The sequence below is a fragment of the Priestia sp. 10L35 genome, from assembly GCF_056395685.1.
On the sequence record NZ_JBFTKA010000004.1, the window covers coordinates 300,890 to 316,736 of the forward strand.

Genomic DNA, 15,847 nt, shown 5'->3' on the forward strand with positions numbered 1-15,847 from the left:
GCTTTTAATACAATAAACATATGACCATTACATAAAAAGGTGAATGATTATGAAACCAACCCATTTATTATTTAATTCCGCGATTGGTTCACAAAAGCCTGAAACAATCGTTAACCGGCAAAATCCCTGTCCCTTTTGCGACGTAGAATCTCTTACAGGCATTATTAAAAAACAAGGACCTATCATTTGGCTGAAAAATAAGTTTCCCGTTCTGCAAGATGCTTATCAGACGGTTATTATTGAGACCGATGAATGTTCTTCGGAACTATCTATTTATCCAAAGGAACATCTGTACACCTTGCTGAGCTTCGCTACTGAACGATGGATATCTATGATAAACAGCGGAGAATATGCTTCTGTTCTTTTCTTTAAAAACCACGGCCCCATGTCCGGAGGATCATTACGACATCCTCATATGCAAATTATTGGTTTAAATGAGATGGATGTAAATGAAAATGTGAAGCTAGAGCAGTTTGAAGGAGTCACAATTGCCCAAAATGAACACGTCACATTTAATTTATCTGCAAAACCTAGAATGGGCTTTTTTGAATTTAACGTGATAACGGATCAGCTTGACAAAGAGATGCATGCATTTGCAGATTATCTTCAAACGGCTGCTCACTATTTATTAAATCATTTTCATCGTAGCTGCACGAGCTACAACTTATTTTTTTATAATCTTAAAAACGGCAAAATTGCGGCGAAAATCATTCCTCGCTTTGCCACATCTCCTTTGTATGTAGGATATGGCATTCCTCAAGTTTCCAATAAGCTTGAGCACATTGCTAACCAAGTTCAGGAGCTGTACTTTACCTAAAAAGTTGAACCTTCACTGGTTCAACTTTTTTGTAAGGTTATTGCATAAAGCTATTCACTTTTAAAATAGTCATGCTCATAGAAACCAAAAAAACATACACTAAAAGAACGATGTGAATTGAGGATAAAAAGAAGAATACGTAAAAGGAGACGGTTTATGACTGAGGTACTAATTGGAAGCATTCTTTCTGCGCTATCGACTGGAGTAGGCGCTTTGCCTATTCTGTTTTTGAATCAAGAACTCACTCATCGCTGGAAAGATATACTTCTTGCGCTCACTGCAGGTATTATGACAGCAGCTTCTACTATGAGCTTGATTCCAGAATCTCTTCAAAGCGGCGGTTTTTTTTCCTTAGCCATTGGCTTACTGCTTGGAGTTGTAACATTAACACTCTTGGAGCAGAATATTCCTCACATTGATCTTGAGCATTCTAAAACCGGCATTCAGTTTGATGAAAAAGCACTTTTAATTGTTTCCGCTATTACTTTGCATAACCTTCCTGAAGGACTGTCTGTTGGTGTTAGCTACGCTTCAAATGTTGAAAATACAGGGAACTTAATCGCCCTTGCAATCGGTCTTCAAAATGCACCTGAAGGACTGTTGGTCGCGCTATTTTTAGCTCAGCAAAATATCAGTAAAATAAAAGCATTTTTAATTGCTACCCTTACAGGCTCCGTTGAGATTGTAACGTCTTTACTCGGGTTTTATTTAACTAATTTTGTTGATTCTCTCGTTTCATATGGATTAGCTTTTGCTGCTGGAGCCATGCTTTTTATTATTTATAAAGAGTTGATTCCAGAAAGTCACGGCGATGGAAACGAAAGATTTGCTACTTATTCGTTTATTTTTGGTATTTTGTTTATGATCTTTTTAATTAACATTTTTTAAAGGTGAAGAGAGGCCACGGGCAGCATGATTGTTTTACTGCCCGATCCCGAATGCTTGTCCTGTATTACAGCTTTGAAAAAGATAAAAAGCGGCTAATCAGTGTGGCAAACGATGTCTTTTCTTCCTCTTCTTTTAAACGCTTCTTTTGATAAACGAGTAAGAGCTGATCAAGCTCTTGACTACAGGTAACGGTTTCTTCATTAGTCAAACCTTTTTCTTCTCCGAGCTGCACCATCTTTTGTCTTTTTTGGACGATTTCTACTAATAATCTCTCTGATTTCGTTCTATTTCTCACTCCAAACACAAAATCCTCTCCTATGACAAAGAAATTAGCTTATAACGCATTATTACAAATTCTACTAAATATGTAAATAGAGTCGCAATAATAGACATTTTTTTTGCAAAAAAATTATTTTGTCGGAATTTACAAGCGCTTACATTACTATAGGAATACCATTTATCTTTTTTTTACAACTTGTTTTTCGACAAAAGATGCTGCTTGTCGAATCGAAAAAAGATTGAAACATAACGAAATCAATACAATCTAAAAACGAACAAATAGGATACATGAGCCGAACCGCTTGTCCCGCAGGAATTTTCGCCTTGCCCTCGAGTCAACAGCTAGAAGCAGCTAAATATATGAAGCCTGCGTTCGCCCTCACCATAAAAAAATCCGAACGAAGTTGATTCTTAATCAAGAATCACTTTGTTCGGATCTTCCTTCAGCTAACATACTTTTGTCTCTATATCTTTTTCTATTCAGCTTTCTGAGCAGCAATTTGTACAGCATCCCATACCGTAGCAAAAGGAGGGGCATACGAAAGATCTAGCATGGTTATTTCATCTGTTGTCAGGCGGCAAGTAATAGCTGTCGCAAATACATCGATTCGTTTTGCTACTCCTTCTTTCCCAATCATTTGAACCCCCAAAATCTCTTTTGTTTCAGGATGATAAACAAGTTTTATCACAATCTTTTCAGCTCCTGGATAGTAAGAAGCATGACTCGGAGCCTCTGCTGTGATGGCTTTGTATAAAAGAGAATTTTCTCTTGCTTCTCTTTCTGAAATGCCGGTTTTTCCAATTTCATAGTCCATCACTTTGACAATACTTGTACCTACAACACCCGGAAATTCTCGCTTTTCTCCCCCTAATCGGTAACCAAGAACCCTTCCTTGCTTATTGGCAATGGTTCCAAGAGCAATATGAACATCTTTTTTTAATACGCGGTGATAGCTCGTTGCACAATCTCCTGCTGCGTAGATATGAGGCACGTTGGTTTCCAACTTCTCGTTTACTAAAATAGCTCCATTTTCAAGCATCCTTAGTCCGTTTCTTTCTAAGAATTGCGTATTCGGACGAACTCCTACATTTACAATCACTAAATCTGTTTGATACGTTTGGCGGTTTGTTTGAACGTGAGTGACGGAACCATCTGAATGCAACAATGCTTCCACTTCTTCTTCGAAATGAAATAAAATATCGTCATCTAGCTGCTTTTGCAAATGCTCTGCCATTTCTTGATCTAAAATAGATAGAATCTGCTTTCCCTGTTCAATAACCCGTACTTCTTTTCCCAAAGCCTTCATTGCTTCAGCTACTTCCATTCCGACATATCCTCCGCCGATAATGGTGACTTTCTCTACGGAGTGAGCTTGTAGATATGTATAGATTCTTTCGCTGTCTGCTAATGATTTTAATGTGCATACATTCGGCATGTTATCACTCATAAAATTGGGTTTAACAGCTGTTGTTCCAGTTGCAATGATGAGTTCATCATATGTTACCTCTTTTTCCGTTTGCGTCTTTACATTTTGCACTACTATGTATTTTTTTGTATGATTTACTTCTTTTACTTCGTGAAAAAGATGGACGGAGATGTTTCGCTCTTCAAACTCTTGTTTCGTCCGAGCAACCAAATCATCTTTTTCTTTTACAACACCTGACAGATAGTAAGGCATGCCACATGCGCTGTAAGAGATATCTCCACCTTTTTCAAACACAAGGATTTCCACTTCTTCTTTTTCTTTCATCCGACGAAGCTGTGAAGCTGCGCTCATTCCGGCGGCTACTCCTCCTATAATGACGACACGTTTCATCTATACTCCCTCTTTCTACATAAATAATAGGCTATACTATTGTTTTTCCTTATTCTTCCCGATTTCAAACGAAAAAAAACGGCTGTTTACACAGCCGTAGATGTTTGTTTTGAGCGGTAATACGTTAAAGCCAAGGCTCCTGCTAATACAGCTCCTTTAATAATGTCTTGCATATAATACGGAACATTTAGCATCGTTAACCCATTTAACAGCACACCAATTAAAATAGAACCAATCAGCGTCCCGAATACATTCGGTTTCCCTGCTCCAAATACGGAAAAGCCAATGTATGTAGCAGCTACGGCATCCATTAAAAATGGTGAGCCGGCGTTCACTTCTCCTACTCCAATACGGGCAGCTAAAACGACTCCTCCAATTCCAGCAAGCAAACCTGAAAACATATAGGCATACATACGGTAACGATTAACCGGGACACCCGAAAGTCTTGCTGCTTCTATGTTCCCTCCTGTTACGTAGAAAAAACGCCCAAACTTCGTATAGGAAAAAACGATATGAACAAGCAGCACAGTCAGCAGCATAATGATAACCGGGACAGGAATACCTAGTAAATGACCTTGCCCCAGTGCAAGGAAAGATGGAATAAAAATTCCCGGAGCTCTGTCTCCGCTTGGTAAAGGCATATTGGTATAAATAGCTGAGCCTTTTGTATACGTTAATAAAATCCCCTGTACGATGAACATCATTGAAAGAGTTGCTAAAATATCAGGAATCTTTACTTTCACTACTAAAAAAGCATTTACTAACCCGATAAGAAGCGATGCAATAATCGGAACAATGATAGCGACTGCAATTTCTTGTCTGTGTAAAACAAGCATAGAGGCTGATAAAATAGTGGCTAACCCCGCCGTAGACCCTACAGATAAATCGAGTCCGTTGACGGTTAACGATATCGTTACACCAAGCGCTATTAAAGTAACAATGGAAATAGAGCGCAGGATATCACTAATGTTTTCTCCTGTTAAAAAGTTAGGTGTGGCAATGGAGAAGATAATCATAATAACAAAAATCATTAAGACTGTCCCATATTTATAAAAAAAGTCGAAAACACTTATTTTTCTCTTTGGTTTCGCTACAGGTTCTGTTACATACTCCGCACTCATCCTTTTACTCCTCCTGCTGTATAATAAAATAATTTTTCACTAGTTGCTTCTTCTTTGGATAATTCTTTCACGATTTTTCCGTTGTACATAACATAAATTCGATCCGCTACCCCTAGCAGCTCCTCAAATTCACAGGTTGCATAAACAACCCCTTTTTGCTGCGACACAAGATTTGTAATTAAATCAAATATTTCTCGCTTGGAGCCTACATCAACCCCTTTAGTTGGTTCATCAAACAACAGCACGTCAGAGTCCGTAACAAGCCATTTTCCGATTGCTACTTTCTGCTGATTTCCACCGCTTAACGTTCCAACTGACTGCTCGATAGAATGAGACTTTACGCCAACTTGCCCAGTCGTTTTCTGCGCTTTTTCTTTGATCTTTCCTCGCTTTAAAAACGAATACTTTGTAAAGCGGGACAGACTTGGCAAAACTAAGTTATCGGCAATCGATTCATGAACAAAAATCCCTTCTTTTCTTCGTTCTTCAGGAACAAGAGAAAGACCTTGTGCAATATAATAATAAGGCTGTTTATTCAACTTTAGTTTCTTGTCTTTTAACCGCACGCTGCCGCTCACATATTGCTCTAAACCAAATAGACTTCGGCAAAGCTCCGTTTTTCCCGCTCCGACAAGCCCTGCAATACCGACTACTTCTCCTTCTTTCACATGAAAAGAGATATTAGAAAGGCGCCCTGGAAGAGATAATGCTTCTACATGTAAAAGTTCGTTTCCAAATTCTACTGATTTTTTGATCCACTGCTTTACAGAAGACGTTCCTAACATGAGCGTAATCACGTCTTCAATTGATGTATGTGCAGTTTCTTTTGTAGCTACATAGCGTCCGTCCTTTAAAACCGTTAAGCGGTCGCAAATATCAACCACTTCTTGAAGGCGATGTGAAATGTAAATAATGCCTACTCCGCTTTTCTTTAACTCTCTCATCACAGAAAACAATTGTTTCGTCTCTTCCACACTAAGAGGTGCGGTTGGTTCATCCAAAATTAAATAATCAACATTCTGTACAATTGCACGTGCAATAAGCACCTGCTGTTTTTCTGATAGAGTTAGGTCAACGACATTTTTTTTAACGGATAGAGAAGAGCCAAGTAAAGAAAGAGCTTTTTCCGCTTTCTTATAAATAGATTTCCAGTTTACAAATGTCTTACTTTTATTAGAAGTCTGCACGTCTAACACAATGTTTTCAGCCACTGACAGCGAAGGAATCAGCGCTACATCTACTTCTTGATGCACAATGCCGATGCCCTGGCGCTTAGCTTCTTTAGGAGAAGAAATGGAGATTTCTTCTCCGTCTTTGCAGATTTTTCCTTCGTACTCGTCGTAAGCTCCGCACAATATTTTCATCAGCGTACTTTTACCGGCACCATTGGCTCCCAATAAAGCATGGATTTCCCCTTTTCGAACAGTAAAATCAACTTTGTTCAGCGCTTGAAAAGAACCAAAGTTTTTTGTTATGTTCTTCATTGAAAGCTCGTTCGTCATATCTGTCCCTCCACTTCTATTCTTTTTTACCCCATTCTTCTACATACTGACTAAGCTGATCCATATTAATCGTTTGATTAGGCAAGTCTGTTTGTTTGACTAAAACCGGATCAAAGGAATAATAACGAGGGATCTCTTGACCGGAAATCTTTTTAAGAAGCAGATCAACTTGCTTTTCTCCTACTGAAGCTGGATTTACGGCAGCTGACGCTTTCCACGGGCTGTTTTTTGCCTGCATCATTTGTAGATCTTCATCAGATAAGTCTACTCCGTACACTTTAATCTCGTCTCGTCCTGCTTCTTTAATCGCTCTTGTTACTCCTTTTGCAAATTCGTCCCAAGGTGCCCAAACGGCCGCGATGTCTCCTTTATTTGGATACTGCTTCAACACAGCTGCCATTTTATTTTGTGTGTCTAATGAGGTGTTGTCCGTTGCGCTTCCAAACGTAGCAATTTGTTTTACATCTGGATAGCGATTCATCATAATTTTATAAATGCTGTCGCGCTTTTCCATCGGCGCAAACCCTCCAACAAATGCATATACAATGTTTCCTTTTCCATTAATGTCCTGCATCATTTGTTTCAGACCCTGCAGCGCAAGCATATAATCGTCTTGGTCAATTGTTGTAACGCCTTCTACTTTTAATTCTACGTCTGTTGCAATAACGGGAATTCCTTTTGCAATCGCGCGCTTCACGCCAGGTTCAAGGGTTTCAGCCCGGCCGTGGTCAATCATAATACCGTCAACATTTTGGTTAATAGCCGTGTCTAAATAAGCAGCCATTTTGGATTGATCATTGTTTGAATCAGAAACGGATAGCTGTACCCCTGCTTTTTTAGCCGCTTTTGTCACACCTGTTATGTACTGAGCAGCGTGAGTGCCTGACGTAAATTCAGAAATAAGCGCAATTTTTGTATCTTTCGTAACCTTTTTTCCTTCTTGCTGTACAGGCTTAGCAGAAGCCGCTTGCTGCGCTGGAGCTGCCTGTGCTTTCTCGTTTAGACTTGGCTGTTCTTTCGTGCAGGCAGCCAGTGCAAAGATTAGAAGCACGAGCAAAGTAAGTGGCCACAGCATTTTTTTACTCTTTTTCATGGTGTTCCTCCCATTAAACTTATTATTCATATAAAAATAGTTAGTTTTATAATAATCCAAAGAATACCCCGCTTTTAGATGTAAAAGCGGGGTGAAAATGACCTATGCTTTACAAGTAATTGTTATGCGTAAATAGGTACCCATCCTTCAGTTGTCACGAAAATTCGGACAGCGACTACTTTACGATCTTCCATTAGTGTAAAGTAATGAAGAATGTTCTCTGGTACTGAAATTAAATCGCCCGGCTCTAATTCAACATCAAAAAATTCGCCGTCTTTTCCTTGAATAACAAAGATTCCATGACCGCTTACAATAAAGCGAACTTCGTCATCTGTATGAATATGCTTGCGCTGAAAGTTTTTTAACAATTCATCAATATTTGGTGTAGATTCCGATAACGAGATAACATCTTGAGCTTTATAGCCGCGGCGTTCCGAAATATCTTTAATATCCTCACCAAAAGCGTTTAAAATTTCTGTTTTTTCTTCATCAGTTAAATCATATTTTTCACGAAGATTTTCTGGAAGTTTTGTAATATCCCAGTTTTCATAAATAACTTCATTGTTTGCCAGAAAAGCTGATACTTCCTCTTGAGTTTCAATTCTTTTATTGTTTACATGTAAGCGAATGTGCGCCATTTTTGTTTCCTCCTTTTATAAATGCACCTTTGGCTTAATGCCTTTAAGTGACAGTAATTTGACGTGGTAACTAAATAGAAATTCATAGGCTTCTAGCGCTTTTTTTGTTTCAAATGCATTTTTCCCCCATACCGTAATCCCGTGATTACGAATCAAAATCGCGCCTTGATCGCCTTTTATATGGTGAGAAAACTCTTCTGCTAGTGTCGGAATATCTGCGTAATTCGGAATAATCGGAACAGTAATTTCCGCATCTTCTTCCCAAATGCCTAGCGCCTTAATAATTTCTTGACCTTTGAATGAAATAACGCCTTCATCTCCGTACAGTTCAGAGATCACGTTGTTGTCGATTGTATGTACATGAAGACTGCACCCAGCATTCGTTAAATCGTAAATCTTAACGTGTAAAAGCGTTTCAGCAGAAGGCTTTAAATGCGTGTCTTCTGCAGGCTTTCCATATTGATCAACTAATAAAAAATCTTCATTTGTGCGTTTTCTTTTATCTTTTCCACTTGCTGATACAAAGAAAGTTGTCGGGTTTTGATCCACTTTAATCGCTAAGTTTCCGCTCGTACCGAAGAACCAATCGCGCTCTGCCAGCTCATCTTTTATATCTGCAAGCTCGTGTAATCGTTGCTGAGCCATAATACTCATGCTTTCACCTCTTCTGTTAATTCTTGTAAATGGTGAATGACATCATAAAAAGTAGAAAAAGGACGATACGGTAGAGATAGCTCTTCACATTTTTCAATTAAAAAGTCACGTGCAATGACCGTATCAGCTAATTTGGCAGCCTGCAAATCCGTAATGGAATCGCCAATAACAACCGTATGATCTCTTTCATCTGCAAGATGGCGAATAATCGTTGGCTTACAGCAGCCGCAGTCATTTGTACACTGTTTATCACATGTATGAGGCCACGTAATGGAAATATGCTCACCGGAAAAATCAGATCCGTTGCAGTAGAGCATTTCCTCTGCAACTCGATTTCCCAAAAGTGGTTTTACAAAAAAGTCAATTCCTCCGCTTACAATATAAAGCGGAATATGGTGTTCTTTTGTATAGGCAATAAAATCATCAAATCCATCTCGAATAGCAGACGTCTCTAAAATATAAGAAATAATATCTTCTTTTAATTCCACTGGGAGCAAGGCAAACATTTGCCCAACTCCTTCTTGAATGGAGACGCGCTGTGCCAACACGTCGTCTTTAATACTTTCCCACTCCGGAGGAGCAAATTGTTTCATAATAGCAATAATGTTATCGCTATTTGTAATTGTTCCATCAAAGTCACAAAAGATTTTTAACGATGTCATGCTTTCACCTCTACTGTTCCCCATAGTTGCAAAGCTTTTTGCAACTCTTTTGATTCTTCAGCTTTTTCGGCTAGTGTTTGATGAGAGAGTACTGCATCTATCGCCGCACGGAAGGCTTTTCCTCCTCCGATAGCTCCGTCTGGATGACCGTGAACTCCGCCTCCTGCATTAATAATGCTGTCGATTCCAAAGTCCTTCACAAGCTGCGGTACCATTCCAGGATGAATTCCTGCTGAAGGAACCGGGAAAGACTGCTTATATTTGTATACAGGACGCGTTAATTCGTAGGCAATGCCTGTCGTATCTTCAAGAGAAAGCGCTACGCTTCCGTATGGTGATGGAAACAGTGAGAAATCTGCTCCGGCTAAACGCAATAGCTTTCCAAGCAGCAATGAATTTGAAAAACCGTAAAACTCTGATGGCGTAAGCGCTCCGCTAACAGCTGGGTGTGCCATAATCGGCAAGTTAATTTCATCGTCTTCTCGAAGTGCCTGCAGTACGTCTAACCCGTAAGCAAATACGTTGAATAAAAGAGCATCGGCTCCTAGCTCAGCTGCTTTTCTCGCTTTTTCTTTTAACTCAAACGTTCGTCCCGTTAAATTAACAGCATACAGCGTGCGGTGTCCCGTTTTTTCGTATACTTCATTCAGTACTTTTTTCCCTTCTGTAACGCGAGCTTCAAAAGGTGTTCGTTCACTATCAAACAAAATCTCGTCGTCTTTAACCAAATCCACTCCGCCAAGCGCTTGCTCACGCAGCTGAGTTGTTAAGTACGTCATACCTCTTCCAATCACGCCTTTAAAAATACTCATCACAAGCGGACGGTCATAAACGCCTAGTTTCTCTCGGATACCTTCTATTCCAAAGCGCGGTCCTGGGAATTCAGCTAATAATTCATCAGGAAAATTCAAGTCTAATAATTTCACTTTTCCATCAAGTGATAGTTTTCCGAAAACCGTAACTAAAATAGCCGGTAAATCTCTTGAAAAGTTGGCAGTTGGATAAGCAATTTTGACAATAGCCTGCTTAATTTCTCCGCCTAAATATCCGTTTACACGTTCGCAATCTTGAAGCTCAGTTACGGACACGACGCGCCCTTTATGCTTTTGAAGCTGCTGTTGATCTAAAAGCGGCAGATCTGTCCATGAGCCGACGGTTAGTCCTAAAGCGATTCCTTCCGCTTTTTTATGAAAATTCCCTTTATTATCATGTAGTAAGTAGCTTGCAACGATTTCGCTCATTATGCTAAAAACTCCCTTGCTGTTTAATATCGTTAATAAAAAAAACCTCTTCTGTGATTAAGAAGAGGCTTTCGTTGCTCTTCTTATCTCTCAGCTGCTGCTGCAAGAATTAGCACCGTGCTTAACATGCGTTAAGTCGGTTGCCGGGCTTCATCGGGCTAGTCCCTCCACCTACTCTTAATAAGAAAGTTGCTATTTATTTAATTTAAATTCGTAGATTATATACTAAATACAAAATACCGCTAGGATTTATCGGTTATTAATCTCGTTAACTTCTTACATATTAAGCCAACTCAAAAAGGATTGTCAATGCGTTTTTAAAATAAATTTAATTTTTTTATTCGAGATACTGCTTCTCTCATGCGCTCTTCATCCGTCAGCATTCCTACGCGCACATAGCCTTCACCATATGTTCCAAAGCCTACACCAGGCGCCACTACAACGTGGGCTTTTTCAAGAAGTAAATCTGAAAACTGTTCGGAAGTATATCCTTCAGGAACTTTTAGCCATGCAAAAAAGGAGCCTGCTGGAGATGTAACATCCCAACCAATTTCTCGAAGCCCTTGAATAAAGGTATTGCGTCTAGATTCATAGCGCTTAACTAAATCATTCACACATTGTTGAGATTCCACCAGAGCTGCGGCGGCTGCCTCTTGAACCGCCCCAAATAGACTGACATACATATGATCTTGAAGAAGATTAATAGCTTCTACAACACTTTCATTTCCTACAGCAAATCCAACTCGCCATCCCGCCATGTTATACGTTTTAGAAAGAGTATAAATTTCAATTCCCGTCTCTTTTGCACCAGGAGTCTGTAAAAAGCTGATTGGCTTTTTACCATCAAATCCAATTGCTCCGTAAGCAAAGTCGTGTACCACACAAATATCGTGCTTGGCAGCAAACGCCACGGTGTCTTCAAAAAATTCTGCCGTTGCCACTGCACCAGTAGGATTATTCGGATAGTTTAAAAACATGAGCTTTGCCTGTTCTTTAGCACGTTCACTTATCTCTTCGTATACGGGTAGAAAATGATTTTCAGCCGTGAGCGGCATCACTTCCATCTTGGCTTTTGCAAGCTCTACTCCAGACCAGTAATCAGGATACCCAGGATCCGGAACCAGCACCGTATCTCCAGGGTTTAATAAGCACTGCGGGATTTCTACAAGTCCACCTTTCCCGCCAAACAAAATAGCTACTTCTTTTTCAGGATCCACATCAACGCCATATTCTCGTTTATAAAAAGTCGCAACGGCCTCTTTTAAAAACTGGTGCCCCCGAAACGGAGAATATTTATGATGCATAGGATTAGCACTTGCTTTTTGCAGTGTTTCTACAATATGTGAAGGAGTAGGCTGATCAGGATTTCCCTGCCCTAAGTTAATAACGTCGTGACCTTGGGCCATTACTTTTCCTACCTTGCCTACAAGTGATGCAAAAAATTGTTTTGGTAAACTTTTTAATAGTTCCGATTGCTCAAATTGTTTCATCATCGCACACCTTCTCAAAAAATTCTTGAAATTCTAGTCACAAATAATATATTGTAATACTCAACTTGTAAAGTCATTTTTTTCAACTACTAAAAAAAGGACGGATGATAAAGTGAGTGTAAAAATTACGTGTTTGCAGCTTGATATTGCGTTTGGAAACCCAACTAAAAACCGAAAATATATCGAACAAAAAATGACGGAAGCCCTGAAAGAAAACCCTGATATCCTTGTGCTTCCTGAGCTATGGGATACAGCTTATGATTTGACGCGGCTAGACGAAATTGCAGATGATGAAGGACAGCAAGCCAAGCAATTAATCTCTCAATTTGCTAAAACAAACGAAATAAATATTGTGGCAGGTTCAATCGCGAAAAAAACAGAGCAAGGCGTCACGAATACGATGTATATTTTTGACCGAAAAGGTCGTGAAGTATCACAATACAGTAAACTGCACTTATTTAAATTAATGGATGAACACCTGTATTTAGAAGCAGGAACAGCAAAAAATCTTTTTACACTTGAACAGTCACTGTGCGCAGGAGTTATTTGTTACGATATTCGTTTCCCAGAATGGATACGGGTTCATACTAGCAGCGGAGCAGAAGTCTTGTTTGTTGTCGCTCAGTGGCCGGCTCCAAGACTTGCCCACTGGAAAGCCCTGCTCATTAGCCGTGCAATCGAAAATCAATGCTATGTAATCGCATGTAATCGTGTAGGCCAAGATCCTAATAACACATTTGCCGGACATTCCTTAGTCATCGATCCGTGGGGAGAAATAATCGCTGAAGCTGGCGATAGCGAAGAACTTTTAAGTGCTGACGTTAACCTGGAACTTGTAAAAGAAATTCGTAAACAAATTCCCGTCTTTACAGATCGCCGTACAGAATTTTATTAATTATGTATTGACAGCCGTTTTTTTGCATGATACGATTTTCACCAGATATCATAAAATATTCAAACAAATCAAAATTGAATAAGTAATCGTACTCTTATCAAGAGTTGGCTGAGGGATTTGGCCCTGTGAAGCCCAGCAACCGACCGTCATTCCATCCTAAGATGGATCACACCCGTAAAACATGTTTTACAAAGGCACGGTGCTAATTCCAACAGAAAGTAATTTTTTCTGGCAGATAAGAGGTTTGAACACTACAATCAAGCCTCTTTCCAACGAAAGAGGCTTTTATATTTTCTAAAATTATAAAAGCCTCCATATATTCTTAAACCTATTAACTTAGTAAACAAATCAGTTTAATAAACTATGGAGGGATTCCGATGTCAACAACAAAAACAGAGAAATATCACCCTTTAACAGAAATTTCAGCAATCAAACTTGTGAAAAAGCTAGGTCTTTTTGATGCCACAGAAGCACTGACTGCCCGTGAAATTGGTGACGGCAACTTAAATCTCGTCTTTCACATCATAAATGATCAAACAAATAAATCCATCATCGTCAAACAAGCGCTTCCCTATGCAAAAGTTGTAGGCGAAAGCTGGCCTCTATCCTTGAACCGTGCCACAATTGAAAGCAATGCGCTCAAGCAATTCGGTGCATTTACGCCAGAACTTGTGCCCGCTGTTTATTACCACGATGAAACGCTTGCTGTTACGGTCATGGAAGACCTGTCTCATTTAACGATTTCTCGCGCCGGACTTATTCAAGGTGAAAGTTATCCTCTGCTCTCACAGCATATCGGTTCTTTTTTAGGACATATTGCGTTCAAAACGTCTGATTTCGCCTTAAAACCTCAGGATAAAAAAGAAGAAGTTGTTAAGTACAGCAACCCCGACTTATGCAATATTACGGAAGATTTAGTTTTTACAGATCCTTTTTTTGATATTGATACAAATGAATTTGAAAAAGCGCTGCGTCCTGATGTAGAAGAATTGTGGAATGATGGTGATGTAAAGCTACAAGCAGCAAAATTAAAATATAAATTTTTAACAAATGCGCAAACGCTAATCCACGGTGATTTACATACAGGCAGCATCTTTGCTAGCAGTCAAGAAACGAAAGTGATTGATCCAGAGTTTGCTTTTTACGGTCCGTTTGGATTCGATTTAGGGCAATTTGTTGCGAATTTATTTTTAAATGCTCTTTCTCGAGAAACAAATCGCGAACCGTTATTTGCACACATTACGAACACATGGAACGTATTCAAAGATACCTTTACTGCGCTTTGGCATTCTGAAAACACTGAACCTTTCGCTAAAGATGAGCGCTTATTACATGAAATTTTAACGCAAATGTGGCAAGATGCTGTTGGATATGCAGGATGTGAAATCATTCGACGTACGATTGGCTTAGCTCACGTAGCGGACTTAGACGAAATTTCTTCAGAGGAAAGAAAAATTAACGCTAAACGTACTGCGTTAAAAATTGGACGCTATTTGCTTCTGCACCAACAAGACGTTTCACCAAATGAATTTGAACATTTACTTCGATAACGAATAATGTACACAATGAAAGGATCGGTATCAGCATGACAAATACACTATCACTTCCGCGCTCAGTGGAATGGAATGAATCATATATTACTTTATTAGATCAGCAGCAGCTTCCTGGCAAAGTTGAATATATTAAGCTGCAAACCATTAAAGACGTATGGGATGCTATCACTACCTTGAAAGTACGCGGAGCTCCTGCAATTGGCATTACGGCGGCTTTTGGTCTTGCTCTTTCTGCGCTTAGCTATGACACAGATTCAGTCAAGGAATTTAACAAAAAACTAGCTCTTGATCAACAGTATTTAGCTAGTTCACGCCCTACTGCCGTCAATTTATTTTGGGCATTGGAGCGCGTAGCGAAAAGCGCTGAATCCGCTTCGTCCGTTAATGAAGCTAAAACAAAAGTTGTTCATGAAGCTATTCAAATTCAAGTAGAAGATGAGGAAACGTGCTACCGAATTGGAGATCATGCTCTTTCTTTATTTAAAAAGAAAGATAAAATCATGACAATATGTAATGCTGGTTCAATTGCTACAGCTTATTATGGAACAGCCTTAGCACCTTTTCACTTGTCTAAGCAGCGCGATATTCCGCTTGAAGTATTTGCCTGTGAAACAAGACCCGTTCTTCAAGGTTCTCGCTTAACAGCCTGGGAACTTCAGCAGTCGGGAGTGGACGTGACGCTGATTACGGATAATATGGCCGCTCATACCATTAAAACAAAAGGAATTAATGGGATTATTGTAGGTGCTGACCGCATTGCAGCAAATGGCGATACGGCTAACAAAATTGGAACATATGGACTTGCTCTTTTAGCGAAAGCATTCGGTATTCCATTTTACGTAGCAGCGCCGCAGTCCACATTTGATTTATCTATTCAAGACGGCAGCAGCATCCCTATTGAAGAACGTTCACCTAAAGAAGTAACGCACATTGGAGATACACAAATTGCTCCAGACGGAATCTCTGTGTACAATCCAGCTTTTGATGTGACGCCAAGCGAACTGATTACGGCCATTATTACAGAGCATGGAATTATCCATTCCCCGTCTTTGGAATCCATTCAAAAAGTTTTGCTGCAATCTGCTCAATAAAAAAAGCCGCTGCTATGCGGCTTTTTTTTGTTGAGCACTGGTTTTCACCTGCATTTGTAACACAATTGTAACAGTACTCTCTTCTTTTTCTACATATATTATAGGG

15 protein-coding genes and 2 riboswitches are annotated in these 15,847 nt (G+C 39.5%); of the genes, 5 read left to right on the top strand and 10 right to left on the bottom strand.

Annotated features, from left to right (window positions below):
• Positions 1–49 precede the first annotated feature (49 nt).
• Together AC1DEF_RS17140 and AC1DEF_RS17145 are read left to right on the top strand one after the other, a co-directional pair.
• Positions 50–817 carry a DUF4931 domain-containing protein gene (locus AC1DEF_RS17140; RefSeq protein WP_097824021.1) on the top strand — a complete coding sequence of 256 codons (768 nt, stop codon included), beginning with the start codon at positions 50–52 and terminating at the stop codon, positions 815–817.
• Positions 818–973: 156 nt separating this feature from the next.
• Positions 974–1,705 carry a ZIP family metal transporter gene (locus AC1DEF_RS17145; RefSeq protein ID WP_016763389.1) on the top strand — a complete coding sequence of 244 codons (732 nt, stop codon included), beginning with the start codon at positions 974–976 and terminating at the stop codon, positions 1,703–1,705.
• Between the two features lie 64 nt (positions 1,706–1,769).
• On the opposite strand, the gene AC1DEF_RS17150 is transcribed toward AC1DEF_RS17145, so the two are convergent.
• The 10 genes from AC1DEF_RS17150 to AC1DEF_RS17195 form a co-directional block, all read right to left on the bottom strand.
• Positions 1,770–2,009 carry an aspartyl-phosphate phosphatase Spo0E family protein gene (locus tag AC1DEF_RS17150; RefSeq protein ID WP_016763388.1) on the bottom strand — a complete coding sequence of 80 codons (240 nt, stop codon included), beginning with the start codon at positions 2,007–2,009 and terminating at the stop codon, positions 1,770–1,772.
• Between the two features lie 451 nt (positions 2,010–2,460).
• Positions 2,461–3,801 (bottom strand): CoA-disulfide reductase, encoded by a 1,341-nt coding sequence (locus tag AC1DEF_RS17155; RefSeq protein WP_097824022.1) that lies wholly within the window; start codon positions 3,799–3,801, stop codon positions 2,461–2,463.
• 86 nt (positions 3,802–3,887) lie between these two features.
• On the bottom strand, positions 3,888–4,922 hold the full coding sequence (locus tag AC1DEF_RS17160; RefSeq protein WP_025749439.1) for an ABC transporter permease: 1,035 nt from the start codon (positions 4,920–4,922) through the stop codon (positions 3,888–3,890).
• A complete protein-coding gene (locus tag AC1DEF_RS17165) occupies positions 4,919–6,424 on the bottom strand; it encodes a sugar ABC transporter ATP-binding protein (RefSeq protein WP_097824023.1) in 1,506 nt (501 codons plus the stop codon). Before AC1DEF_RS17165 ends, AC1DEF_RS17160 begins: the two co-directional genes overlap by 4 nt.
• 16 nt (positions 6,425–6,440) lie before the next feature.
• Positions 6,441–7,517 carry a sugar ABC transporter substrate-binding protein gene (locus tag AC1DEF_RS17170; RefSeq protein WP_097824024.1) on the bottom strand — a complete coding sequence of 359 codons (1,077 nt, stop codon included), beginning with the start codon at positions 7,515–7,517 and terminating at the stop codon, positions 6,441–6,443.
• A gap of 122 nt (positions 7,518–7,639) precedes the next feature.
• Entirely contained in the window at positions 7,640–8,155 is a 516-nt protein-coding gene (locus tag AC1DEF_RS17175; protein ID WP_013082223.1) for a 1,2-dihydroxy-3-keto-5-methylthiopentene dioxygenase, read from the bottom strand.
• Between the two features lie 15 nt (positions 8,156–8,170).
• On the bottom strand, positions 8,171–8,809 hold the full coding sequence (locus AC1DEF_RS17180) for a methylthioribulose 1-phosphate dehydratase (protein WP_013082222.1): 639 nt from the start codon (positions 8,807–8,809) through the stop codon (positions 8,171–8,173).
• On the bottom strand, positions 8,806–9,471 hold the full coding sequence (locus AC1DEF_RS17185) for a 2-hydroxy-3-keto-5-methylthiopentenyl-1-phosphate phosphatase (RefSeq protein ID WP_028407890.1): 666 nt from the start codon (positions 9,469–9,471) through the stop codon (positions 8,806–8,808). Before AC1DEF_RS17185 ends, AC1DEF_RS17180 begins: the two co-directional genes overlap by 4 nt.
• A complete protein-coding gene (gene mtnW / locus AC1DEF_RS17190) occupies positions 9,468–10,712 on the bottom strand; it encodes a 2,3-diketo-5-methylthiopentyl-1-phosphate enolase (protein WP_477727456.1) in 1,245 nt (414 codons plus the stop codon). The genes AC1DEF_RS17185 and mtnW overlap by 4 nt, the downstream gene beginning before the upstream one ends.
• 80 nt (positions 10,713–10,792) lie before the next feature.
• Positions 10,793–10,899, bottom strand: a riboswitch (SAM riboswitch).
• Positions 10,900–11,029: 130 nt separating this feature from the next.
• Positions 11,030–12,202, bottom strand: a complete 1,173-nt coding sequence (locus AC1DEF_RS17195; protein ID WP_274156236.1) for a pyridoxal phosphate-dependent aminotransferase — start codon at positions 12,200–12,202, stop codon at positions 11,030–11,032.
• Between the two features lie 112 nt (positions 12,203–12,314).
• Between AC1DEF_RS17195 and AC1DEF_RS17200 the strand changes: the two genes are divergently transcribed.
• The 3 genes from AC1DEF_RS17200 (at position 12,315) to mtnA (ending at position 15,741) form a co-directional block, all read left to right on the top strand.
• Positions 12,315–13,097: a carbon-nitrogen family hydrolase gene (locus AC1DEF_RS17200; RefSeq protein WP_274155823.1), complete on the top strand. Its 783-nt coding sequence runs from the start codon at positions 12,315–12,317 to the stop codon at positions 13,095–13,097.
• Positions 13,098–13,188: 91 nt separating this feature from the next.
• A riboswitch (SAM riboswitch) is annotated at positions 13,189–13,339 on the top strand.
• Between the two features lie 135 nt (positions 13,340–13,474).
• Positions 13,475–14,647, top strand: coding sequence for an S-methyl-5-thioribose kinase (gene mtnK, locus AC1DEF_RS17205; protein WP_097824027.1), 1,173 nt, complete (start codon positions 13,475–13,477; stop codon positions 14,645–14,647).
• A gap of 35 nt (positions 14,648–14,682) precedes the next feature.
• Positions 14,683–15,741, top strand: a complete 1,059-nt coding sequence (gene mtnA, locus AC1DEF_RS17210) for an S-methyl-5-thioribose-1-phosphate isomerase (RefSeq protein WP_043979675.1) — start codon at positions 14,683–14,685, stop codon at positions 15,739–15,741.
• Positions 15,742–15,847: the final 106 nt, after the last annotated feature.

Bases quoted from the DNA above. Each gene is read 5' to 3' on its own strand.
- AC1DEF_RS17140 (WP_097824021.1), top strand. From the start codon at position 50: ATGAAACCAACCCATTTATTATTTAATTCCGCGATTGGTTCACAAAAG.
- AC1DEF_RS17145 (WP_016763389.1), top strand. From the start codon at position 974: ATGACTGAGGTACTAATTGGAAGCATTCTTTCTGCGCTATCGACTGGA.
- AC1DEF_RS17155 (WP_097824022.1), bottom strand. From the start codon at position 3,801: ATGAAACGTGTCGTCATTATAGGAGGAGTAGCCGCCGGAATGAGCGCA.
- AC1DEF_RS17160 (WP_025749439.1), bottom strand. From the start codon at position 4,922: ATGAGTGCGGAGTATGTAACAGAACCTGTAGCGAAACCAAAGAGAAAA.
- AC1DEF_RS17165 (WP_097824023.1), bottom strand. From the start codon at position 6,424: ATGACGAACGAGCTTTCAATGAAGAACATAACAAAAAACTTTGGTTCT.
- AC1DEF_RS17170 (WP_097824024.1), bottom strand. From the start codon at position 7,517: ATGAAAAAGAGTAAAAAAATGCTGTGGCCACTTACTTTGCTCGTGCTT.
- AC1DEF_RS17175 (WP_013082223.1), bottom strand. From the start codon at position 8,155: ATGGCGCACATTCGCTTACATGTAAACAATAAAAGAATTGAAACTCAA.
- AC1DEF_RS17180 (WP_013082222.1), bottom strand. From the start codon at position 8,809: ATGAGTATTATGGCTCAGCAACGATTACACGAGCTTGCAGATATAAAA.
- AC1DEF_RS17185 (WP_028407890.1), bottom strand. From the start codon at position 9,471: ATGACATCGTTAAAAATCTTTTGTGACTTTGATGGAACAATTACAAAT.
- mtnW (WP_477727456.1), bottom strand. From the start codon at position 10,712: ATGAGCGAAATCGTTGCAAGCTACTTACTACATGATAATAAAGGGAAT.
- AC1DEF_RS17195 (WP_274156236.1), bottom strand. From the start codon at position 12,202: ATGAAACAATTTGAGCAATCGGAACTATTAAAAAGTTTACCAAAACAA.
- mtnK (WP_097824027.1), top strand. From the start codon at position 13,475: ATGTCAACAACAAAAACAGAGAAATATCACCCTTTAACAGAAATTTCA.
- mtnA (WP_043979675.1), top strand. From the start codon at position 14,683: ATGACAAATACACTATCACTTCCGCGCTCAGTGGAATGGAATGAATCA.